Origin of the sequence: Rhabdonatronobacter sediminivivens, assembly GCF_013415485.1 — a bacterium.
GTDB classification, from domain to species: domain Bacteria; phylum Pseudomonadota; class Alphaproteobacteria; order Rhodobacterales; family Rhodobacteraceae; genus Rhabdonatronobacter; species Rhabdonatronobacter sediminivivens.
Genome location: NZ_JACBXS010000022.1, coordinates 48710 through 71422 on the forward strand (window position 1 = coordinate 48710; position 22713 = coordinate 71422).

Below are 22713 nucleotides of genomic sequence, written 5' to 3' on the forward strand. Positions count from 1 at the left end.
TATAGATGAGCGACACCACCTCTCAGCAGGGCGCGGAAGCCCAGGTCGAAACCCTTGAAGCCGACGCGTTCGCGGCCCTTCTGGACAAGGAGTTCCGCCCTAAATCCGACCAGGCGCGCGGTGCCGTTGAATCCGCGGTGCGCACACTTGCCGAACAGGCCTTGGCCAATACCGCGCTGATCTCGGACGATGTGTTGCATTCGCTCGAGTCGATGATCGCCGAAATCGACAGGAAGCTGACCGAGCAGGTCAACCAGATCCTGCATCATGAGGAGTTCCAGAAGCTGGAAAGCGCCTGGCGCGGGCTGCACTATCTGGTGAACAACACCGAAACCGACGAGATGCTCAAGATCCGCGTGATGAATATCTCGAAAAAGGACCTGCACAAGACCCTGCGCAAGTTCAAGGGCGCGGCCTGGGACCAGTCGCCGATCTTCAAGAAGCTGTATGAAGAGGAGTTCGGCCAGTTCGGGGGGGAGCCCTATGGCTGCCTTGTCGGCGACTATCACTTCGATCACAGCCCGCCGGATGTGGAACTGCTGGGCGAGATGGCGAAGGTGGCGGCTGCGGCTCATGCCCCCTTCATCACCGGCGCCAATCCATCATTGATGCAGTTTGACAGCTGGCAGGAACTGACCAACCCCCGCGATCTGACCAAGATCACCTCGACCCCCGAATACGCGGCCTGGAACAGCCTGCGTCAGAGCGAGGACAGCAAGTATATCGGCCTTGCGATGCCGCGCTTTCTGGGGCGGCAGCCCTATGGCGCCAAGTCCGACCCGGTGGAGGAATTCGCCTTCGAGGAGCATGTGGGCAACGCCGAATCCGAAAACTTCTCCTGGGTCAATGCGGCCTACGGGATGGCCGTCAACATCAACCGGTCGTTCAAGGAATACGGCTGGTGTTCGCGCATCCGGGGCGTGGAATCGGGGGGCACGGTGGCCAATCTGCCGACCCACACCTTTCCGACCGATGATGGCGGTGTGGACATGAAATGCCCCACCGAGATCGCCATCGCCGACCGGCGCGAGGCGGAACTGGCCAAGGCGGGGCTGATGCCGCTGATCCACCGCAAGAACACCGACATGGCCGCTTTCATCGGGGCGCAGTCCCTGCACAAGCCCGCCGAATACGAAGACCCTGACGCAACCGCCAACGCCAATCTGGCTGCACGGTTGCCCTATCTCTTCTCGACCTGCCGCTTCGCGCATTACCTGAAGTGCATGGTTCGTGACAAGGTCGGCTCGTTCAAGAGCCGCGGCGACATGGAGGCATGGCTCAACAGCTGGATCCTGCAGTATGTCGATCCCAACCCCGCAACATCCAGTGAGGGTGACAAGGCCCGCAAACCGTTGGCCGATGCCACGGTGGAGGTTTCCGAAGTTGAGGGGAACCCGGGGTATTACTCGTCCAAGTTCTTTCTGCGGCCGCACTACCAGCTTGAGGGGCTGTCCGTGTCGCTGCGTCTCGTATCGAAATTGCCGAGCGAGAAGGGCTGAAGCCAGGGCTTGTTCCCGCCCCTGGCGGCGGGGACAGGCCACGAGTTCAAAACAGACGGCCGGGGCCGTCGTTCATTGAGAAAGGATAGCGCAAATGGCTGTCGACATGTTCCTGAAGATTGGCGAAATCAAGGGCGAAGCCCGCGACTCGACATACAACGGCAAGGACGGGTGGATTGATATCCTTGCCTGGTCCTGGGGCGTATCCAACAGCGGCTCCACCCATTTTGGCAGCGGATCGGGCGCCGGGAAGGCCAACTTCCAGGATATCTCGGTCACGAAGTATATCGACAAGGCAACGCCCGACCTGATGAAATCCACCTCCAAGGGCACGCATCATGGCACGGCGACGCTTATCGTTCGCAAGGCCGGTGACAAGCCGCTCGACTACCTGAAGATCGAGATGGAGGATGTGATGTTGACCTCGTTCTCCACCGGGGGCAGCGGTGGCGAGGATCGGCTGACCGAGAACATCTCGCTCAACTTCGACTGGTTCAAGATCACGTATACCGAGCAGCTCCAATCTGGCGCCGCCGGGGCAACCCCCGACTTCCAGTGGTCGATCGCGAGCCAAGGCGAGAAACGCGCCTGACGGCTGCCTTGCTGCGGCCCGCCCTGCTGGCGGGCCGCGCCCATACACGCAAGTAGGCCCTGGCGGAGACAATGGACGCGACCGAACACCTCAAGGCAAACGACCTCGACGGCGCGCTTGGGGCGCTGCAGGCGGAGGTCCGGAAGAACCCGGGCGATGCCAAGCGACGCATCTTCCTGTTCCAGCTTCTCTGCGTGCTGGGCGACTGGAAACGCGCCATTACGCAACTCAAGCTCTGCGCCGAGCTTGACCCGCTGGCCACGCCGATGGCGCAGGCCTACCGCGAGGCGATTGTCTGCGAAGTGCAGCGCGCCAGGGTCTTTGCCGGTGAAGAGGCGCCGATGGTGCTGGGCGACCCGCAGCAATGGCTGGCACTGCTGATCCAGGCGCAGGGGCATCTGGCCCGGGGCGAGGTCGCGCAGGCCGACGATCTGCGCGGCCAGGCGTTCGAGGCGGCCCCGGCCAGCCCGGGCGCGCTTGACGGGACGCGGTTCGACTGGATCGCCGATGCCGACATGCGGCTGGGCCCGGTGCTGGAAGCGGTGATCAACGGGCGCTATTTCTGGGTTCCGTTCAGCGCCATCCGCAGCATCACGCTGGAGCCGCCCGAGGATCTGCGCGATTCCGTCTGGATGCCCGCGCAGCTTCAGCTGATCAGCGAGGGTGAGCTTGTCGCCCTGATCCCCACCCGTTACCCCGGCACCATCGAAGGGGGCACCGACGCCGAGAAGCTGGCCCGGGCGACCAGCTGGCACGAGGCGGGCGAGGGGCTTTACACCGGGCGTGGCCAGCGCATCCTGTCCACCGACGCGGCCGAGGTTGCGCTGATGGATCTGCGCCACATCGCGCTTGACCCCGTTCCGGCCGAGGCGGGATAGCGCGACATGTCGGACCGGACGATCACCGACAGGTTGCAGCCTTCGCTCCTTGACCGTCTGACCGACGACGAGCCCGACAAGCGCACCGAGTCGCGCGACCGCCGGGTCATCGACATTCAGCGGCTGCGCGAGATCGTCCAGCGCGATCTGGCCTGGCTGCTGAACACCCAGAACGCCGAAACCTGGATCGAACCCGACCGTCACCCCCAGGCCGCGCGGTCGGTGCTAAACTACGGGATCGGGGATCTTTCCGGCAGTTTCGCCACCGGCGATCAGGCGAGTGCGATCCGCGAGTCGATCCGCCAGGCGATCGAGGCGTTCGAGCCGCGCCTGCGACGCGGCACGGTCGAGGTCGAACTGTCGTCGAAACTGGTGGATCGCGGTGTTGTCGTGACCTTTGATATCCGCGCCGAGATGTGGGCGCATCCCATCCCGATGGAGCTTTATCTGCGCAGCGAAGTGGATGTGACCACGGGCTCGGTCCGCATCGAAGGGGGGGGCTGATGGATACCCGCCTGCTGTCGCATTACGAGGCCGAGCTTGCGTTCCTGCGTGACATGGGCGCCGAGTTTGCCGCCGCTTATCCCAAGATCGCCGGGCGTCTGGGCATGGAGGGGCTGGAGGTTCTGGACCCTTATGTCGAGCGCCTGCTTGAAGGGACGGCCTTTCTCACTGCGCGGGTCCAGCTTGAGATCGACCAGCAGTTTCCGTCCTTCACGTCGAACCTGCTTGAAATCATCTATCCGCATTATCTGGCCCCCACGCCTTCGATGATGGTCGCCGCGTTTGAGCCTGACATCAACAATGCCGGCGTCAAGGCGGGGTTCGTGCTCAAGCGACACACGCAACTGCGCTCGCGGGTGATCGAGGGCGAGCAGACCGCCTGCATCTATCGCACCTCGGCCGATGTCACGCTCTGGCCGCTCAGGATCGCCGAGGCGCAGTATATCGGCAGCCGCGGCGAACTGGTGGCCGCAAACGTGGCGCGGGACACGGCGGCGCGGGCGGGCATCCGTTTGCGGCTGCAGCGCACCGATGGCGAGCCGATGGCGAAACTGCCGCTTGAGCGGCTGGTCGTGCATCTGAACGGCGGCGGCAGCGGGCCGTTTGAGTTGCACGAGGCCTTGTGCACGCAGGTGGAGGGGTTGGCCGCGCGCGCCACCAATCCGCGCGCCGACTGGGTTGAACACCTGCGTCAGGCACAGATCATCCCTCGCGGCTTCGAGCGTGACGAGGCGCTGCTGCCCCTGCCGCGGCGAAGCTTCGACGGCTATCGGCTGTTGCAGGAATATTTCGCCATGCCGGCGCGGTTCCACTTCGTCGAACTGACCGGGCTTGATGCGGCGATCCGCCGGGCCGAGGGGGATGCGGTCGATCTCTATATCCTGTTGGGCGAGCCGTTGAAGGATGGCGGGGCCTGTGTGCATCCGGGCGCCTTCATCCTCAACGCCGCGCCGGCCGTCAACCTGTTCGAGCGTCGGTTCGACCGGGTGCTGGTCTCGCAGGCGGATGTAGAGCACCATGTCGTCCCCAACCGGACAGCGCCGCTTGATTTCGAGATCTACGCGCTGGACTCGGTGACCGGGATCAGCGGCGAAGGGCAGGCTGACACGCCCTTTCTGCCGTTCTATTCGGCGACCGATCTGACCTCGGCCGGGTCGGTTCATCCGGCCTTTTACACGGTCCGGCGCCGGATGCGCCAACGGACCGAACGCGAGAGGCTGCACGGCACCCGGACCTCCTATCTGGGGTCCGAGGTGTTCCTGTCGCTGGTGGACCGCAGTCAGGCACCCTATCCGGCGGCGCTCACGCAACTGGCGGTAAAGGGGCTGGTCAGCAACCGCGACCTGCCGCTTCTGCTGTCCACAGCCGGGCACAACACCTTTCATCTGACCGAAGGCGGCCCGGTTCTGTCGGTATCCACGCCGGTCTCGCCGACGCGGCCACAACCCAGCCTGGGCCATGGTGACACGGCATGGCGGATCATCAGCCATCTGAGCCTGAATTACCTGTCGATTGCCGAGTCCGAAACCGAAGGCGGCGGCGCTTCGGCGGCCCTGCGCGAGATGGTCGGGCTTTACGTGCCGCGGGGCGACCGGGCTATGAGCCAGCAGCTTGAAGGGATAGTCGGCGTTGCCACCCGCCCCATCGTGCGGCGCATGACCGACGAGGTTCTGTCAACCGCAGTGCGCGGCCTGGAAATCAGGCTCGATCTTGATGAAAGCTTTTTCCAGGGGACCGGTGTCTACACGCTGGGCGCCGTGCTGGAGCGGTTCTTTCGCAAATATGTGGCGATCAATTCCTTTACCGAAACGGTCCTGCGGACCCAGCAACGCGGAGAGATCATCCGATGGAAACCCGGAGGGGGCCTGGGCCGGATGATCTGACGCATTTTGCGCGGCTCTCCCGGGACCCAAGGTCACATCACCTGTTTCTTGCGCTGCGTATCCTTGAGGCGCATCACGCCGACAGCCCGCGGCTGGGCCAGTCGCGGCGTCCAAGGCAGGATCGCGTTCGCCTGGGGCAGGAGCCGGACCTGAGTTTCGCGCGCACGACAATTGACAGCTTCGGCCGGGACCGGCGCAGCGGTCATATTCGGCTGTCGCAGCTTGCTTTCGGGCTGTTTGGCCCGAACGGGCCGCTGCCGCAGCATCTGACCGAATACGCCCATGAGCGCAAGCGCAGGCACCGCGATACCGGCTTTTTGGCCTTTGCCGACATGCTGACGCATCGGTTGTTGTCCCTGTTCTACCGTGCCTGGACGACAGGCCAGCCCGCACCGTCCTTCGACCGCCCCGATAGCGACCCATTTGCCCCCAAGGTTGCTGCGCTGACCGGCTACCGGGGGGCGGCGTTCGCCCGGCGGGACGCAATGCCTGATCTGGCCAAGCTGCATTTTGCCGGGCATCTTTCGGCGGGCCCCAAACCCGCCGAGGCGCTGGTCGCCATGCTGTCGGTCTTCTTTGCCGCGCCGGTGCGGTTGCAGCAATTCGTCGGAACCTGGCTTGATCTGGAACCGGACGACCGCTGGCAACTGGGCAAACCGGCGGGACTGGGGCAATCCACCAGCATCGGATCGCGCGTCTACAGCCGCGCAGCCAAATTCCGGCTGCGCATCGGACCGCTGGGTCTGGACGAATTCCGCCGCCTTCTGCCCGGCAACGGCTCTTTGGAGCGTCTGGAGGCGATCGTGCGCAATCATGTCGGTGATGCGCTGGATTGGGATGTCAATGTGGTCCTCAGCGCCGCGGATGTGCCGCGCAGCGTTCTGGGCGGGACAACCGCGCTTGGCCATACCAGCTGGCTGGGCATGCGGCGCGCCGATGCCCGTGATGCCGACGACCTGTATCTGGCGCCGCCCCATGTGCTCCGCCGGCAGCGCAACGCCCTGACCCCGACGGCCCCTGCCGCCGCCCCTGCAAAGGAGACACCAAGATGAGCGACATCAGCCGCGTGAAACTTTTCGGCAAGCTGAATGCCCTTGGATACAAGGCGATCGAGGGGGCGACCGTGTTCTGCAAGCTGCGCGGAAACCCCTATGTCGAGGTTGTCCACTGGATGCACCAGATCCTGCAGACCCAGGACAGCGACCTGCACAGGATCATCGCTCATTATGACCTGGACCCGGGCCGCATTTCCGCCGACATGACACGCGCCCTGGATGCCCTGCCGCGCGGGGCAAGTTCGATCAGCGACCTGTCCGGCCATCTGGAGGACGCGATGGAACGGGGCTGGGTCTGGGGCTCGCTGCTCTACAGCTCCAGTCAGGTGCGCACCGGGCACTTGCTGCTGGGGATGCTGAAGACCCCCGCGCTGCGCAACATCCTCCACGGCATTTCGGGCGAGTTCCAGAAGCTCAAGCCCGACGCGCTGGCCGATGCGTTCGATACAGCGACCGCAGGCTCACCCGAAGAGCGGATGTCGCCCAAGGACGGGTCGCGCACGGGGGGCGGTGCGGAACCGGGCGAGGCCTCGGGCGCGATGGCGCCGGGGTCGATGGGCAAGGAGGAGGCGCTCAACCAGTTCTGCACCGACATGACCGCCGAGGCACGCACCGGCAAGATCGATCCCATCGTCGGGCGCGATGGCGAAATCCGGCAGGTGGTCGATATCCTGATGCGGCGGCGGCAGAACAACCCGATCCTGACCGGCGAGGCGGGCGTCGGCAAGACGGCGGTGGTCGAGGGGTTCGCGCTCAGGATCGCGCGCGGCGACGTGCCGCCTGCCTTGCGTGAGGCACGGCTTCTGGCGCTGGACGTGGGGCTGCTGCAGGCAGGTGCCTCGATGAAGGGCGAGTTCGAGAACCGCCTGCGCCAGGTCATCGACGAGGTGCAGGCCAGTCCTGTGCCGATCATCATGTTCATCGATGAAACGCATACGCTGGTCGGTGCCGGGGGCGCGGCGGGAACCGGCGATGCCGCGAACCTGCTCAAACCCGCGCTGGCCCGCGGCACCCTGCGCACCATCGGCGCGACAACCTTTGCCGAATACAAGAAACACATCGAAAAGGACCCGGCACTGACCCGGCGCTTTCAGGTGGTTCAGGTGGATGAGCCTGATACCGAACGCGCCATCCGCATGATGCGCGGCATCGCCTCGATGCTGGAGGGGCATCATCGCGTGCAGGTTCTGGATGAGGCGATCGAGGCTGCTGTGAACCTGTCGGCGCGCTACATTCCGGCGCGGCAGCTGCCCGACAAATCGGTGAGTGTGCTCGATACCGCCTGCGCGCGCGTTGCCGTCAGCCAGCACGCGGTGCCCGCCGAGGTTGACGACTCGCGCCGCCGGATCGAGGCGCTGACCACCGAGCTGGAGATCATCTCGCGCGATGAGACCGCGGGCTATGACGTTGCCGCCCGGCGCGAAGCGGTGAGCGCCGCCAAGGAAACCGAAGAGGCACGCGAGGCCGAGCTCAACGCCCGCTGGAAGGCCGAGCGCGCCGTGGTCGAGGACATCCTGACCCTGCGCGCAAAGCTGCGCGAAGGCGGACAGCCCGTCGACAGCCCCCCCGCGCCTGACGGCACTGCTGCGAACGGGGGCGCAAGCGGGACAGTGGATCAGCCCGCAACGGCGGCCGAGGCGCCCCTGCCCGAGGCAGACCGCAGCGCGCTGCTCGCGCAGTTGCGCGACAGGAACGCAGAGCTTGCCACCCTTCAGGGCGAGAACCCTCTGATACTGCCCATTGTCGATGCGCAGGCCGTGGGCAGCGTGGTCGGCGACTGGACCGGCATTCCCGTGGGCCGGATGCTGCGCGACGAGATTGCGACGGTGATCGACCTTGACACGCATCTGGCGCGGCGCGTGATCGGGCAGGACCATGCGATGCAGATGATCGCCAGGCGCATCCAGACCAGCCGCGCCGGGCTGGACAACCCGTCAAAGCCCATCGGGGTGTTCCTGCTGGCGGGCACCTCGGGCGTGGGCAAGACCGAAACCGCGCTGGCCCTGGCCGAGGTCCTTTATGGCGGTGAGCAGAACGTCATCACCATCAACATGAGCGAATATCAGGAGGCGCATACGGTTTCGAGCCTGAAGGGCGCGCCGCCGGGATATGTCGGCTATGGCGAAGGGGGGGTGCTGACCGAAGCCGTGCGCCGCAGACCCTATTCGGTGGTTCTGCTCGATGAGGTCGAGAAGGCGCATCCCGATGTCCACGAGATCTTCTTTCAGGTCTTCGACAAGGGCGTGATGGAAGATGGCGAGGGGCGACGGATCGATTTTCGCAACACGCTTATCCTGCTGACCTCGAACGTGGGGTCGGATCTGATCATGTCGATCTGCGCAGACCCCGAACTGATGCCCGAAACGGACGAGATCGCCAAGGCACTGCGTGACCCGCTGCTGAAGGTGTTCCCGCCCGCGCTGCTGGGGCGGCTGGTGACGATCCCGTATTTCCCGCTCAGCCCCGACATGATTGCCCGGATCACGCGCCTGCAGCTTGACCGGATCAGGAAGCGGGTTTCGGAAAGCCATGGCGTGCCGTTCACCTATAGCGATGCCGTGGTGGATACGATTGTCGGCCGGTGTCAGGAACTGGAAAGCGGCGGCCGGATGATCGATGCGATCGTCACCAACACGATGCTGCCTGATATCTCGAACGAGTTTCTGCGCCGCATGTTCGAAGGCCAAACGGTTGATCGCGTGGCAATCGACGTCGACGGCAGTGACTTCGTCTATGCCTTTGATGCAGACCATGAGGGCAGGCGCGATGTGGCCGAGTAGCATGGGACGGCTGCGGCAGATGCCGGATGACTTGGCCCGCCTCGATGTGGCATATTGGACGCCCGGGCAGCGGTTTGGCCCGGTGGGACCGCGCACCGCGGACACTGCTCCGGGGTGCGGCACGCGGCAGGGTTCAGACCTGCCGGTGCAACCTCCGCGTCAGGTCAGGGCGGGTTGCCGGGCGCGGGACACGTTTGATCAAACGAGGTGGGCGTCATGAGGCCTTCGGCTGACTTCGACAAGATCGGCAGTGCGATTGTCGGCAGGTTCGGCCGATCGACCGTGCATTTCCGGGCCGCCCGCATCACCGAAGAACTGAGCACCATTCCCGAGATACGCGCGGAATTCCTGACCACTGACCGCGAATTCAACACAGAGATCCTTCTGGGCACGCGGATGCGGTTGCTGATGAAGACCGATTTCGGCGTGCGCAAGTTCCAGGGCATCTGCATCTCGGTCGAGTATCTGGGGAGTTCCGAAGGCTTCGCGCTCTATGCTGTCGAAATCCGGCCCTGGCTTTGGTTCCTGACCCGCAGCAGCGACACCCGGATTTTCCAGGGCAAGTCGACGATCGAGATCATCCAGGATGTCTGCAATGATCTGGGATTCAGCGACCACCGAACGCGGCTTTCGGGCAGCTATGGTGCCCGGGAATACTGCGTGCAGTATAACGAAACCGATTTCGATTTCGTCAGCCGGTTGATGGAAGGCGAGGGGATTACCTACTACTTCGATTACAGTGGCGAGAGCGAGGAGATGATCCTTGCCGACGGGATCGGCGCGCATGACATGCTGCCTGGCGGCGGCGCATTGCCCTTCCGCGCGTTTGATCGCAATTCCAGGATCGAATCCCCGCATGTCTTTGAATGGTCCAGGAAGGGGCGGATCGTTTCGGGCAAGATATCGCTTGTCGATTATGACATGAAGAAGCCGAACACCGACCTGAAGGTCAGTTCCTCGATCAAGAAGGGCATTCATTCCCATGGCACGTATGAACGCTACGAGGTGAACAGCAGCTACAGCCAGATTCAGGCTGGCGAAAAGGCAGCGCGCATCCGGATGGAACGCGAAGCCCACCAGGCGGAACGCTTCCTCTGCGCGGCGAATGCGGCCTGGTTGGGCGCAGGCTTCATCTTCACCCTGATCAATGCACCCAGCATCAAGGAGAACGGCAAGTATCTTGTCCTTTCGGCGACCCATCACCTGCGCAGTACCGGCGGCCCCGGCGCGGATATCGAGATGTTGTCGCCCGCAGTGTCCGCGCCGCTGAGCCATCCGAATGAGTCCGGGCACTATGTCTGCACGATGGAGGTCGCAAGAAGCACGGAGCCTTTCCGCCCGGCAAGAAAGACCGCATCACCGCTGATCACCGGTGTCCTGACGGCAGTGGTGACCGGACCCAGCGGCGAGGAGATCTATACCGACGAATACGGTCGCATAAAGGTGCAGTTCCACTGGGACCGCGAAGGTCAGAATGACGAAAACACCACCTGCTGGGTGCGCACCGTCGTGCCCTGGAGCGGCCGCGGCTGGGGCATGTTCGCCATACCAAGGATCGGTCAGGAAGTGGTGGTGGAGTTCGAGCGCGGCAATCCCAACCGCCCGCTTGTGACCGGCATGGTCTATAATGCCGCCACCAAGCCGCCCCATGACTTTCCGGCCAATGCCACGATGTCGGGGCTGCGCACCAATTCCAGCAAGGGCGGCGGGGGGTTTCACGAACTGGTGTTCGAGGACCTCAAGGACGAGGAATACGTCCGCATGATCTCGGAAAAGGATTATTTCCTGAACATCAAGAACAACGCCGAAGTTACCATCGGCATGGACAAGCAGGACCCCGGCGACCTGACCCAGACGATCCACCGACACAAGACCGAAACGCTCAAGACGGGCGACTATACCTTCAGCATTGAAGACGGCAATCGCAAGGTCAGGATCGCCAAGAACCATGCCGAGTCGATTGGCGGCAAGTCGGATACAAAGATTACCGGAGACACGACGCAGACAATAACCCAGGGCGATTTTACCGCAACCGTCGAAATGGGCAATCACGCGACGGATGTGGATATGGGCAATATCTCGACCAAGGCGGGTATGGGCAATATCTCGATCAATGCCGATCTGGGCAAGATCGATATGGAAGCGATGCAGTCGATCACGCTGAAGGTCGGAGGGAATTCGATCAAGATCGACCAGGTGGGTGTGACCATCAAGGGCATGATGGTCAAGATCGAGGGCACCGCGATGCTGTCTGCCAAGGCGCCGATGAGCGATATCAAGGGTGACGCGATCCTGATCCTCAAGGGCGGCCTGACGGTCATCAACTAAGGGGGGTGAGGGTGAGCGAGCGATTTGCAGAACTGACAAAGGTGCCTCGGCAACCGGCGGCAAGGCTGCTTGCGCTGGCCAATGCCACGTTGAAGACCCCGCTGGAGGCGCCCGCCAATGCCCCGGTCGAGGCGGTGCTGACCGAGCTTGACGCAAAGGGGGCGCTGATCGACATGCTGCGGCTTCTCTCCGTGGCGCTTCCCGCGCGTGAACGGGTTTGGTGGGCGTGCCTGGCGGCGCGCGACACGCTGCCCGATGGGGCGCCGCCCCCGCCTCCGCTGAAAGCCGCCGAAGCCTGGGTCTTCAAGCCCAGCGACGAAACCCGTGAAGCCGCCATCGCCAGCCTGGACCTGGCCGCGGCCGATGACGAGACGGTGCATTGCGCGACCGCGGTGCAATTTGCCGATGGAACGCTGGGGGTCGGTGATCTGGCCGAGCATCAGGGCCCGCCTGGCGCCTGCGAGACATTCGCCTTTGCCATGAACGTCGTCGCGCTTGGAACACGTACCGATGATTTCGAGGCCTATGCCGCACATCTGGTCGACCGTGCGCTGGATGTCGCGCGTGGCGGGTCCGGTCGCATCGAGATGAAGACGAAGGAGACGACATGACATTGCCCGCCGCCCGGATTTCCGACATGCATGTCTGCCCCATGGTCACCGGCGTTGTGCCCCATGTGGGCGGGCCGATCTCGATGGGGTTTCCAACGGTTCTGACCGGCAAGATGCCACAGGCGCGAATTTCCGACATGGCGGTCTGCGTGGGCCCCCCCGATGTGATTGTGAAAGGGTCGGCCACCGTGCTGGTGGGCAATCTTCCTGCGGCGCGGATGCTGGACAACACGGCGCATGGGGGCATGATCGTCGTGGGCTTTCCGACCGTGCTGATCGGGGGGTGAAGGCCGCCATGTCCGTGACATTGCGTTTCCAGTCAACCGGAACAGTGCCCGGCAGCGGTGAGCCGGTGAAGATGCGGGCGCAAAGCCTGACGATCGGACGGGGGCCGGACAACGATCTGGTGCTTCCGGACCCGGACCGGCTGATATCAAAGACCCATTGCGTGGTCGAGGATCACGGCGGCAATATCGTTGTGCTGGACCTGTCAACCAACGGAACCTTTCTGAATTATGGCAAGGTGCCGCTGGGGCCGACACCGACACCGCTGAATGACGGCGATGTGCTGTCACTGGGCACCTATGAACTGGCCGTGGTCTTCGACCCACCGGCCGCGGGCAAGGGGGCCGGGCTTGCCGATCCGCTGGAGCAGCGGCCCGTTTCGCATGGTGATGCCCAGGCCGGCAGCAACAGCGGCAGCCCGCTGGACGACCTCGGCTCAGACGATGATTTCCTGGATGATCTTCTGGACGGTGGCAGCCAGCCGAAAGGGCCGGACAAATGGGTGGAGGCAAAGGACACGCTGGACGATTTTCTGCCCCCGCTGGAGGAAGATGATCTGCTGGGCCCGGCGCCCCTGTCCGATCAGCCTGCGGTGTCCGACCACAGCCCGGCGACGTCAGATGCCTTCACGCCGCGGGCGCCGAATGCGCCGCAGATCCCCGATGACTGGGATGATCTGCTGGAACCGGATGCCGCCCCGCCCCCCCCGGGCAGCCCCCCGCCCGCGGCTGAGGATGACCCCTTGCCCCCCGAACCCGCGGCGCCTCCGGATGACGCCCCTGCGCCGCCGCCGGAACCACGCCCGCAGCGCCCTGCGCCGCAAGCTGCCGCACCCGCACAGGCCGCCATGCCCCCCGGCGCAACAGGTGGGGACGCTGCGGCCCGCGCCTTTCTGAATGCGCTTGGCGCCGAAGATGTCACTCTCGCCGATGACGAGCTGGAGGCAACGATGGAGCGGCTGGGCGCGACGATGCGGATGATGATCAGGGGACTGCGCGAGGTGCTGATGACCCGCACCTCGATCAAGAACGAATTCCGTATCGAACAGACCCGCATCAGCGTTGGCGACAACAACCCGCTGAAGTTCTCGGTCAGTCCTGACCAGGCGATCGAGGTGATGGTGCGGCCGCGCGCCAAGGGCTACCTGTCCGCCCAGGCCGCCACCGAACAGGCGCTTGATGACATCAAGGCGCATGAGGTGGCGATGGTGACCGGCATGGAGGCGGCCCTGCGTGGCATCCTGCGGCGGCTTGATCCGGCGGCTCTGGCGGGCAGGATCGAAAGCGGTGGCGGGATCACGCGGCTGCTGAAGGGCAAGAAGGCGCTTTACTGGGAAACCTATGAGAAAATGTATGCCGAGATCTCGGATCAGGCGACGCATGATTTCCATGACATTTTCAGCCGCGAGTTTGCTGAAGCTTACCGCAAGCAGCTCGACAAGCTGAAACAGGAAAGATGAGGCCGTCAATGGTGCGTTCAGGGGGGGAAATGCGTGTCCTGGGATAGCAAGGTGCTGTGGACCGAAGGGCTGTTTCTGCAGCCCCACCATTTTCAACAGTCTGACCGCTATGCCGAGGGGCTTGTTGCGGGACTGGCCCACCGGCTGACGCCCTATGCCTGGGGCGTGTCGCAGCTGGAGATTGACGATGAAGCGCTCAAGGTCGGCAAGTTTGCACTGAAATCCTGTGCCGGACTGACCCAGGATGGCGTTGTCTTTCGTGTTCCGCAAAAGGATGACCATCCCCCGGCGCTGGAGGTGCCCGATACGGTCCGCGACTGCGTTGTATATCTCACGGTCCCGCAGCGCCGACAGGGCGCAAGCGAGGTTGACCTGAGCGGCGCCGAGAATTCCGCCAGTCGCCTGCGCCCGGCCGAGGTTGAGGTGACCGACGTGATGAGCGCCGATCAGAAGCCGATGATGCTGGGTGTCGGCAAGCTGCGCCTGCAGTTCGGCCTTGCGGTCGATGATCTGGCCGACAAGCTGACCATCCCGCTGGCGCGGATCGTCGAGGTGCAGCCGGACAAGCGCATCATCATCGACACGGGTTTCATGGCCAGTTCGCTGGATGCGCGCGCGGTGCCGCCGCTTGACGGGTTCCTGCGCGAGATGGAGGGCCTGCTGTCACACCGGATGACGGTGCTTTCGGGGCGGCTGGTGGAAACCGGCGCGGCGCGGGCCAGCGCCGAGATTCAGGATTTCCTGTTGTTGATGGCAGTCAACCGCGCGCTGCCGGTCTTTCGCCATCTGGCGCAGATAGAGAATGTGCACCCCGCCGATGCCTATGCCGAATGCATCCGGCTGGCCGGGGAACTGGCGACCTTCATGGCCGGGGACAAGCGCGCGCCCGAGTTTCCGCCCTATCGCCATGACGACCTGACCCGCACCTTTCAGCCGGTGATACGCGCGCTGCGCCAGTTCCTGAGCGCGGTTCTGGAAAGCACGGCGATCCAGATCCCGCTGGAGCCGCGGAAATACGGCATTTCGGTGGGGATCATCGCGGACCGCAAGCTGATCGGCAATTCCGGTTTCGTGCTCGCCGTCAAGGCCGACATCCCCGAGGAATCGGTGCGCCGGCATTTCGCGGGTCATGCCAAGATCGGCCCGGTCGAGGAGATCCGCCAGCTGGTCAATTCGGCCCTGCCGGGGATCGGGCTGCGCCCGCTCTCCGTTGCGCCGCGCCAGATCCCCTACAATGCAGGTGTTGTCTACTTCCAGCTCGATGCGCAAAGCAGCTACTGGCAGAAGATGACCACCTCGGGCGGGATCGCCGCCCATGTTTCTGGAGACTATCCGGGCTTAACGATGAATCTCTGGGCAATCCGAAACGCGTGATCGCCTGTTGGAGGCACAGATGTCTGACCAAGACCCGTTTGCCGAGCCGGAGGACACAGACAAGACGGTGATCCGTCCGAACCCGGGTGCGCGGCGGCCGGCGATGGGCCAGCCGCAGGCGGCGCAAACACCCGCCGCAAAGCCTGCCGAGGCGCCCGCCGCCGAACAACGCACCGCCCGGCGCACGGAAACTGCGGGTGCGGGGGGGATCGCGCCCACCGGCATGAACACGCTGGTTGCCATCGCCACGCCGCTCTTTTCGCTGATCAGCCGCATCCGCAACCGCGCCCAGCACCTGGACCCCGAAGAATTGCGCAAGGCCGTGTTCGCCGAAGTGCGCCGCTTCGAGGAGGCGGCGCTCAAGGCGCGGGTCGAGCCGAAGAACATCAAGGTCGCGCGCTATGCGCTCTGCGCGACACTGGACGATGTCGTCCTGAACACGCCCTGGGGCGATCAGTCGAACTGGGGCCTGCATTCGATGGTGGCGACCTTCCACCGCGAAACCGTCGGCGGGGATCGTTTCTATGACGTGCTGTCGCGGCTGGAGCAGGACCCGGCCGGGAATATCGAGCTGCTGGAATTCATGTACATGTGCCTCTCGCTGGGGTTCGAGGGGCGCCTGCGCGTCGATCAGGGGGGCGCGACCCGCCACCAGGAAATCCGCGCCCGGCTGGCGGGGATCATCAAATCCCAGCGCGGCGCGCCCGAACATGACCTGTCGCCCGCCTGGAAGGGCATCGACCGCCCACACCGCCCGCTTTCGGCGTGGAAACCGGTCTGGATCGCCACCACCGCGCTGGCGGCGATCCTGGCGCTCAGTTTCACCGGGCTTTCCTGGGCGCTGGGCAATGGCACGCAGCGCCTGATCGGCGCGCTGGTGGCCATCGATACAGGCCCGGTTCCGCAGATGTCCCGCCCCGCACCGCCGCCACCGCCGCCGCCGCCCACCCAGCGCGAGGCGGCGCAGATCGAGACTGTCTCGGGCTTCCTGACCGAAGAAATCGAGGCCGGGCTGGTCGAGGTGCTGGAAGACGGCAACGAACTGACCATCCGCATAGCGGGCGCCGAGATGTTCGCCTCAGCCTCGGATGTGTTGCAGGACCGGTATCGCGTGCCGCTTGAACGGGTTGCCAATGCGCTGAACGAGGTGGACGGCCGCGTGATCATCGCCGGGCATTCCGACAGCATTCCGATCAACACGGCGCGCTATCCGTCGAACACGCATCTGTCGCTGGCGCGCGCGACCACCGTGAAGACCTTTCTGGAAGGCCTGCTGGAGGAGCCGGGCCGCATGAGCGCCGAAGGCCGTGCCGAACGCGAGCCCATTGCCGACAATGCCACCCGTGAAGGCCGCGCGGCCAACCGGCGCATCGAGGTGATCCTGATCCGGGAGGATGCGTGATGGCGGCGCTCAACGTTCTGCGCATGCTGACCGGAGCCAATCCGGTCATCGTCATGCTGGTGTTGGTCCTGAGCCTGTGCATCTGGTATCTAGGTCCGATGCTGCGCGTGGCGGGGTTTGACCCGTTTGCCACGCAGATGGGCCGGCTCATTGCCATTGCGGTGATTGTGGTTCTGGCGCTGCTGGTGATGGGGATCATCTGGTGGCGCAAGCGTCGGCGTGAAAGGCGCATGGCCGACGAAATGGTCGAGGACGCCGAGGGGGACGCCAGCGACTCGCTGGTGCGCGCCGAGGTGGACGAACTGCGCACGAAACTGCGCAAGGCGCTTGGTACCCTGCGGAAGTCCAGTCTGGGGCGGCGGCACCTTTATGAGCTGCCCTGGTATGTGATGATCGGCCCGCCGGGCGCAGGCAAGACCACCGCCATCGTCAATTCCGGCCTGTCCTTTCCGCTGGCCGATGAACTGGGCAAGACCGCGCTGGGCGGGGTTGGCGGCACGCGCAATTGCGACTGGTGGTTCACCAATGACGCGGTGCTGATCGACACCGCCGGGCGCTACACTACGCAGGAAAGCGATGCCGAGGTCGACAACGCGGCCTGGCTTGGCTTTCTGTCGCTTTTGAAACGGTATCGCAAGCGCCAGCCGATCAACGGTGCCATTGTCGCGATCAGCCTGTCGGACCTGTCCCTGCAGGACGAAATCACCCGCAAGAGCCATGCTCAGGCCATCCGCCGCCGCCTGAACGAGTTGCGCACGACCCTGGGTGTGCGCTTTCCGGTCTATGTGCTGGTCACCAAGGCCGACCTGATCGCGGGGTTTTCCGAGTTCTTCGACGGGCTGGGCAAGGAGGCACGCGAACAGGTCTGGGGTTTTACCCTGCCGCTGAAGAAACGCACCAAGCCCGATGACTCGCCCGTTGCCGGGTTTGATGCGCAGTTTCAGTCCCTGCTTGACCGGCTGAACGCGCAATTGATCGAGCGGATGCAGATCGAGACCGAGTCCGAACGGCGCAGCCTGATTGCCGGGTTTCCGGCGCAGGTCGCTTCGATCCAGCCGGTTGCGCGCGAATTCCTGGACGAGCTTTTCCTCGAAAGCCGTTTCGAGGAGCGCCCGATGCTGCGCGGGGTCTATTTCACCTCGGGGACGCAGGAAGGCACGCCGATCGACCGGCTCATGATGGGCATGGCGCGCACGTTTGGCATAGGCCGGCAAGCGATCGGCAGCGGGTCGGGCACCGGCCGGTCGTATTTCCTGACGCGGCTGTTTCAGGGCGTGATCTTCCCCGAGGCGGGCCTGGTATCGGCCGATGACCGGGTCGAGCGGCGCTATCGCTGGACCCGGGCGGCGGCGATCGCGGCGGTTCTTCTTGTTTCGGTGGGGATGACCACGCTCTGGACGCGCAGCTATCTGGGCAACCGGGTGCTGGTGGCGGATGCCGCGGAACAGGTGGACAGCTACCGCGCGGCTGCAGCGCAGATCCCGGCAAGCCCCATCAGCGACACGGACCTGCCCGCCGTTGTTCCGGCGCTGAACATCCTGCGCGACATGCATGGCAATCCCGCGTCCGGCCCGCATCCGGTTCCAGGGTCACTGACCTGGGGGCTGTATCAGGGCGGGGCCATCGGCAACGAGGCTGCGCTGGCCTATCGCGCAGCCCTCAACCAGCACCTGCTGCCGCGCCTTCTGCTGCGCCTGGAAGAGGTGATGCAGAACAATCTGAACGAACAGGATCTGCTCTATGACGCGCTGAAAATCTATCTGGTGCTTGGCGGGCGTGGGCCCATGAACATCGCAATGGTCCGCGAGTGGATGCAGGAAGACTGGCAGCTGGCCTATCCCGGTGTGCAGCGCGAGGGCCTGCGCGAAGACCTTGACGGGCATCTGACCGCGCTGCTGTCGCAGCCGATGATGCGTATCCCGCTCAACGGGCCGCTGGTCGAACAGGTGCAGCAGATCCTGCGTGAGATGCCGATGGCGCAGCGGGTCTATAGCGGCATCCTGAGCAGCCAGCGCGTGAGCGACCTGCCGACATGGCGGATCTCCGAAGTCGCCGGACCCGCAGTTTCGCGCGTGTTCACCCGTTCTTCGGGGCGCTCGCTCGCCGAGGGGATCGAAGGCGTCTACACCCGCAGGGGGTTCAACGAGGTTTTCCTGCGCGAGGCGGTCAGCGTTGCGCAGCGTATCCAGCGCGAAAGCTACGTGCTGGGCGACGAGGCCGAGAGCGAGCCTTCGGAAACGGCCATGATCGATCTCAGCCGCGATGTGCTGAACCTCTATTACAACGATTTCGTCGAACGCTATGAGTCGGTTCTGGCGGATATCGACATCCTGCCGCTGGAATCGCTCAGCCATGCGGTCGAGGTGACGAATGTTCTGGTCGGACCGGCCTCGCCCGTGGTGAACCTGTTGCAGGCCGTCGCCAGCGAGACAGAGTTGACCCGACAGGAGGAGGAGTCGCTGGTGGGCGCGCTGACCTCGGGGCTGGGGGTGCAGGAGCGCATTGTCCTGGAGGCGCTTGAGCGGCGGGACGGACCTCCGGGACAGTATATCGAGCAGCGGTTCGACTGGCTGCACGAACTGGTCACGGCGCCGGACGGGTTGCCCTCGCCGCTCGATGAGCTGATGCAGATGCTTGAGGAGGTGAGCCGGGAACTGAGCCGGCTCTCGTTCAGCCGTGACGAAGGGTTCGTGGGGCTTCCCGAGGATAACCCGCTGTCGCGGTTCCAGCGCGCCACGGCGCGGCTTGAGGGGCCGATGCAGCGCTGGGCGACGCAGATCGCCACCGGCTCCTCGGGCATTACCGCCGATGGCACCCGGGCGCAGATCAACGCCCGTTGGCGCAGCCAGGTCCTGCCGTTTTGTGAACAGGCGCTTTCGGACCGCTATCCATTCAATCGTCGCGCGGGCGCGGATGTGGCCATGGCCGATTTCAGCCGCCTTTTCGCTCCGGGCGGGCTGATCGAAACCTTCTTCAACGAGAACCTGCGCCGCTTCGTCGATACCCAGGCACGGCCAATGACCTGGCGGCCCGTCAATGACGCCGATCTTGGTATCTCGGATTCCGTTCTGGCGCAGTTCCAGCACGCCTTTGACATTCGTGATGCCTTCTTTTCGCAAGGGTCCACCCCGCAGGTGACGTTCCAGATCACACCCTTTGCGCTGGACCCGCAGGCCCAGACCGTGACGCTGGAAATCGACGGCCAGCGCACGACCTTCGGGCATCGAGATGGCGGGGCGCCGCCGCTGGCCGTGTCCTGGCCGGGTGAGGTCGGGCTGGCAGGGGTGCGCTTTGACCCGCAGGCATCCGGGGTTCAGAACATGCTGGCGCGTGACGGACCCTGGGCCTGGTTCCGGTTGCTTGACAGCGCCGAGATCCGGCGCACCAGCGTGGCCGACCGCAGCCGCGTGATCTTCAACGTGGGTGGACGGTTTGCGCTTTATGATCTGCAGGCGGGGTCGGTGCTGAACCCGTTCAACCTGCCGGCCTTGCGCAACTTCAGCTGTCCGCAGTCCTTCTGATGGCGGGCGCGTTCGGGGCCTTTGGCAAGCTGCCCGCACTGGGGGATTTCCTGCGCGCCGGCACGCCCCCCGGCTTTGTCGAACCCTGGGACGCCTGGGTGCAGCGCGCCATGATGACCGCGCGCAATACGCTTGGTGTGCGCTGGCACGATTGCTATTTCAGCGCGCCGATCTGGCGCTTCACGCTGGCACACGGGCTGGCCGGGCGGTTGCCGGTCATGGGCATCCTGATGGCCTCGGTCGACCGGGTCGGGCGCCATTTTCCGCTGACGCTGATGGCGCCCCTGCCGCAGGGCACGTCATCGGTCCAGGCCCATCTGTCCGCCGAGGGGACCTTTGTCCGGCTGGAGAACCTGGCGCTTGAGGCGCTTGAAACCTGCCAGGAGCGCGCGTTGTTCCTGCAGCGGCTGTCCGCTCTGCCGGGGTTCTCGCAGCAGCATTCGGCCAGGTTTTCGCAGGCTGGCCGGACGCTGACCCTGGTGGGTGCCGAAGGCAACCCCGCCACCGGCCTGGCCGCCGGACTGATCGAGCCGCGCTATCGCCAACCCTGCATCTGGTCGACGCTCCTGACCGAAGGGACCCGTGTGATGGTCACCGAAGGGCTTCCGGATGCAAGGCAGTCAGTGGGACTGTTCGATCTCTCGGCGCCGGTCTGGACCGGTAGCGATGAGGGAACATGATGTTCGACTTCACCGTTGCCGCAAGAGGAGGGGAAAAATGAAAGGAGATCGTCAAGGGCAGATGGCGCCTTGAGTGCGCCAGTCATCCGCTACAGCGCGACCACCCATGTCGGACGGGTGCGCAAGGTCAACGAGGATGCGATCCTTGCCACACCGGAAACCCGCCTCTGGGCGGTCGCCGACGGGATGGGCGGGCATGCGGCGGGCGATGTCGCCAGCCGGATCGTGATTGACCAGCTGGCGATGTTGCCCGAGGGGTTGGGGCCAACGGACCGGATGCAGGCGGTGCGCCGCGCCCTCAGACTCGCGCATGAGCAGATCAGGCAGGAAGCCGCATCGCAGAATGTCGATACGATGGGGGCAACCATTGTCACGCTCATCCTGGCTGATGATCATTTTGTCGCCTTCTGGGCTGGCGACAGTCGCCTCTATCGCTTTCGCGACGGCGAGGTCGAGCTGCTGACCACGGACCATTCCGCCGTCGCAGAACTGGTGCTGGCGGGCGAGATCACCTGGGACGAGGCTGAACTGCATCCGCTGTCGAACATGGTCACCCGCGCGGTCGGGGTCGGCGATGTTCTGGATCTTGACAAGATCCGCGGCCGGGCGTTGCACGGGGACCGCTTCCTGCTCTGTTCGGACGGGCTAAGCAAATATGCATCCTTCGATACGCTTCGCAGGCTGGTGCCCCGCGCGCCGATAGAGACGGTGACGGATACCTTGCTCACCCTGGCGCTGGAGGGGGGCGCCAGCGACAATGTCTCGATCATCGTTGTCGATATCCTGTGACTGGCACCGGGGGGGCGGCATCGGCGGACAGCATCGCCCCCGATGCATGCCTGAAGGCGCGGTCAGCGCTCATCGGTGGATGCTGGCAGACGGCGGCGTCAGATTCCGATGGCGCGCACCAGTTCGATTTCCACGCTCTCGATCGCCCGCACCACTGACGCACCCTGCGCACTGAAAACGCTCACAAGCTGCGGGTCATCGGCGCGGATCAGTTCGATCGCCCGGCGGACCTCATCCGCGGCCCCGCGCACCACGCCCACCGCTTCCTCGACCGCATCGCGTTCGATTGCGCGCCGTTCGGCGTCGGTGGCGGCAGTGGCAAGCCTCGCGTCGGTCCGGGTGCGGATGTCCCGCACGCCGGTCTGTGCCTGCCGGATGATCGCCGAGACCTGGGCCAGTTCCGGTGGCAGGTCGAGTGCAAGGTCATCAAGCGCGCTGGCATAGCTGCCCAGGGCATTGGCGATACAGTCCAGCAGTTCGCTGCCCAGTGGCGTTTCCTGGCGGCAGGCCTGCATGGCCTGCTGCACCCCGGTCGCCGCCGAATCCATCGCGCCCTGTACCTGCTGCGCCTCGGCCGCCTCCGTGGTCGCTGTGGCGGTTTCGCCTGGTGCGCTGTCAACCGGGGTCACCGGACCCGGGTCGCTGGGGCCGTCGCTCACGTCGAAAACCGTGATCGTGTCAGGCGGGTTCGGCAAGTCGAACACCGGCGTCACAAGGGCGGGCGGTTGCGTCGATGGATCAGGTTCAGGGGGCAGGCTGTCATCCGGAAGCACCACAAGCTGCCCCGGCAGGAGAGTGATCACGTAATTGCCCAGACCGCTTCCGACAGGATCGGAAACCTCGATCGCATAGGGGCTTGCCGCGACCGGCGCGTCAGCGGGCGTCCCGGCGCTGAACAGGAACACCGAATCGACCCGGTCATCGTTACGCAGACCACTGTCGGCAAACGCTGTCGTGCCAAGCTCCAGTTCCTCACCAAAAACCTTCTCGCGGTCCTCGGCGGTGATGGTCAGGGGGGCGGGGGTGACGCTCAGGGTGCCGTCGGCGAAGGTGATGGTGTAATTGGCCAGCCC

17 protein-coding genes are annotated in these 22713 nt (G+C 64.6%); 16 read left to right on the plus strand and 1 reads right to left on the minus strand.

Translation table 11 applies throughout. From position 1 onward, the window contains the following. Positions 1-5: 5 nt before the first annotated feature. The 16 genes from tssC to HUK65_RS11660 all read left to right on the plus strand — a co-directional run bounded on the left by tssC (position 6) and on the right by HUK65_RS11660 (position 21640). Positions 6-1499 carry a type VI secretion system contractile sheath large subunit gene (gene tssC, locus HUK65_RS11585; RefSeq protein WP_179906431.1) on the plus strand — a complete coding sequence of 498 codons (1494 nt, stop codon included), beginning with the start codon at positions 6-8 and terminating at the stop codon, positions 1497-1499. Positions 1500-1593: 94 nt separating this feature from the next. After that, entirely contained in the window at positions 1594-2091 is a 498-nt protein-coding gene (locus tag HUK65_RS11590) for an Hcp family type VI secretion system effector (RefSeq protein WP_179906432.1), read from the plus strand. 71 nt (positions 2092-2162) lie between these two features. Next, a complete protein-coding gene (locus HUK65_RS11595; RefSeq protein WP_179906433.1) occupies positions 2163-2969 on the plus strand; it encodes a type VI secretion system accessory protein TagJ in 807 nt (268 codons plus the stop codon). 6 nt (positions 2970-2975) lie between these two features. Continuing rightward, positions 2976-3473, plus strand: coding sequence for a type VI secretion system baseplate subunit TssE (tssE, locus tag HUK65_RS11600; RefSeq protein WP_179906434.1), 498 nt, complete (start codon positions 2976-2978; stop codon positions 3471-3473). Continuing rightward, positions 3473-5356 (plus strand): type VI secretion system baseplate subunit TssF, encoded by a 1884-nt coding sequence (tssF, locus tag HUK65_RS11605; RefSeq protein ID WP_179906435.1) that lies wholly within the window; start codon positions 3473-3475, stop codon positions 5354-5356. The genes tssE and tssF overlap by 1 nt, the downstream gene beginning before the upstream one ends. Further along, a complete protein-coding gene (gene tssG / locus HUK65_RS11610; RefSeq protein WP_179906436.1) occupies positions 5320-6408 on the plus strand; it encodes a type VI secretion system baseplate subunit TssG in 1089 nt (362 codons plus the stop codon). The genes tssF and tssG overlap by 37 nt, the downstream gene beginning before the upstream one ends. Then, on the plus strand, positions 6405-9191 hold the full coding sequence (gene tssH / locus HUK65_RS11615) for a type VI secretion system ATPase TssH (protein ID WP_179906437.1): 2787 nt from the start codon (positions 6405-6407) through the stop codon (positions 9189-9191). Before tssG ends, tssH begins: the two co-directional genes overlap by 4 nt. 216 nt (positions 9192-9407) lie before the next feature. Beyond that, positions 9408-11519: a type VI secretion system Vgr family protein gene (locus HUK65_RS11620; protein WP_179906438.1), complete on the plus strand. Its 2112-nt coding sequence runs from the start codon at positions 9408-9410 to the stop codon at positions 11517-11519. Between the two features lie 11 nt (positions 11520-11530). Continuing rightward, positions 11531-12130 (plus strand): DUF6931 family protein, encoded by a 600-nt coding sequence (locus HUK65_RS11625; protein ID WP_179906439.1) that lies wholly within the window; start codon positions 11531-11533, stop codon positions 12128-12130. Continuing rightward, positions 12127-12417, plus strand: a complete 291-nt coding sequence (locus tag HUK65_RS11630) for a PAAR domain-containing protein (RefSeq protein WP_179906440.1) — start codon at positions 12127-12129, stop codon at positions 12415-12417. Before HUK65_RS11625 ends, HUK65_RS11630 begins: the two co-directional genes overlap by 4 nt. An 8-nt stretch (positions 12418-12425) precedes the next feature. Then, on the plus strand, positions 12426-13874 hold the full coding sequence (gene tagH, locus HUK65_RS11635) for a type VI secretion system-associated FHA domain protein TagH (protein ID WP_179906441.1): 1449 nt from the start codon (positions 12426-12428) through the stop codon (positions 13872-13874). A gap of 33 nt (positions 13875-13907) precedes the next feature. Continuing rightward, positions 13908-15248 (plus strand): type VI secretion system baseplate subunit TssK, encoded by a 1341-nt coding sequence (gene tssK / locus HUK65_RS11640; RefSeq protein WP_179906442.1) that lies wholly within the window; start codon positions 13908-13910, stop codon positions 15246-15248. A gap of 19 nt (positions 15249-15267) precedes the next feature. After that, entirely contained in the window at positions 15268-16650 is a 1383-nt protein-coding gene (icmH, locus tag HUK65_RS11645) for a type IVB secretion system protein IcmH/DotU (RefSeq protein ID WP_179906443.1), read from the plus strand. Continuing rightward, positions 16650-20171, plus strand: coding sequence for a type VI secretion system membrane subunit TssM (gene tssM / locus HUK65_RS11650; protein WP_179906444.1), 3522 nt, complete (start codon positions 16650-16652; stop codon positions 20169-20171). The genes icmH and tssM overlap by 1 nt, the downstream gene beginning before the upstream one ends. After that, entirely contained in the window at positions 20171-20851 is a 681-nt protein-coding gene (gene tagF, locus HUK65_RS11655) for a type VI secretion system-associated protein TagF (RefSeq protein WP_179906445.1), read from the plus strand. The genes tssM and tagF overlap by 1 nt, the downstream gene beginning before the upstream one ends. A gap of 69 nt (positions 20852-20920) precedes the next feature. Beyond that, positions 20921-21640 (plus strand): PP2C family protein-serine/threonine phosphatase, encoded by a 720-nt coding sequence (locus HUK65_RS11660; RefSeq protein WP_179906446.1) that lies wholly within the window; start codon positions 20921-20923, stop codon positions 21638-21640. 98 nt (positions 21641-21738) lie between these two features. Here HUK65_RS11660 and HUK65_RS11665 read toward each other — a convergent pair. Then, the coding region (locus tag HUK65_RS11665; RefSeq protein WP_179906447.1) for an MBG-2 domain-containing protein at positions 21739-22713 on the minus strand (975 nt) is incomplete at its 5' end.

Coding starts and splice junctions, on each gene's coding strand:
- tssC (WP_179906431.1), top strand. CDS start 6: ATGAGCGACACCACCTCTCAGCAGGGCGCGGAAGCCCAGGTCGAAACC.
- HUK65_RS11590 (WP_179906432.1), top strand. CDS start 1,594: ATGGCTGTCGACATGTTCCTGAAGATTGGCGAAATCAAGGGCGAAGCC.
- HUK65_RS11595 (WP_179906433.1), top strand. CDS start 2,163: ATGGACGCGACCGAACACCTCAAGGCAAACGACCTCGACGGCGCGCTT.
- tssE (WP_179906434.1), top strand. CDS start 2,976: ATGTCGGACCGGACGATCACCGACAGGTTGCAGCCTTCGCTCCTTGAC.
- tssF (WP_179906435.1), top strand. CDS start 3,473: ATGGATACCCGCCTGCTGTCGCATTACGAGGCCGAGCTTGCGTTCCTG.
- tssG (WP_179906436.1), top strand. CDS start 5,320: ATGGAAACCCGGAGGGGGCCTGGGCCGGATGATCTGACGCATTTTGCG.
- tssH (WP_179906437.1), top strand. CDS start 6,405: ATGAGCGACATCAGCCGCGTGAAACTTTTCGGCAAGCTGAATGCCCTT.
- HUK65_RS11620 (WP_179906438.1), top strand. CDS start 9,408: ATGAGGCCTTCGGCTGACTTCGACAAGATCGGCAGTGCGATTGTCGGC.
- HUK65_RS11630 (WP_179906440.1), top strand. CDS start 12,127: ATGACATTGCCCGCCGCCCGGATTTCCGACATGCATGTCTGCCCCATG.
- tagH (WP_179906441.1), top strand. CDS start 12,426: ATGTCCGTGACATTGCGTTTCCAGTCAACCGGAACAGTGCCCGGCAGC.
- icmH (WP_179906443.1), top strand. CDS start 15,268: ATGTCTGACCAAGACCCGTTTGCCGAGCCGGAGGACACAGACAAGACG.
- tssM (WP_179906444.1), top strand. CDS start 16,650: ATGGCGGCGCTCAACGTTCTGCGCATGCTGACCGGAGCCAATCCGGTC.
- tagF (WP_179906445.1), top strand. CDS start 20,171: ATGGCGGGCGCGTTCGGGGCCTTTGGCAAGCTGCCCGCACTGGGGGAT.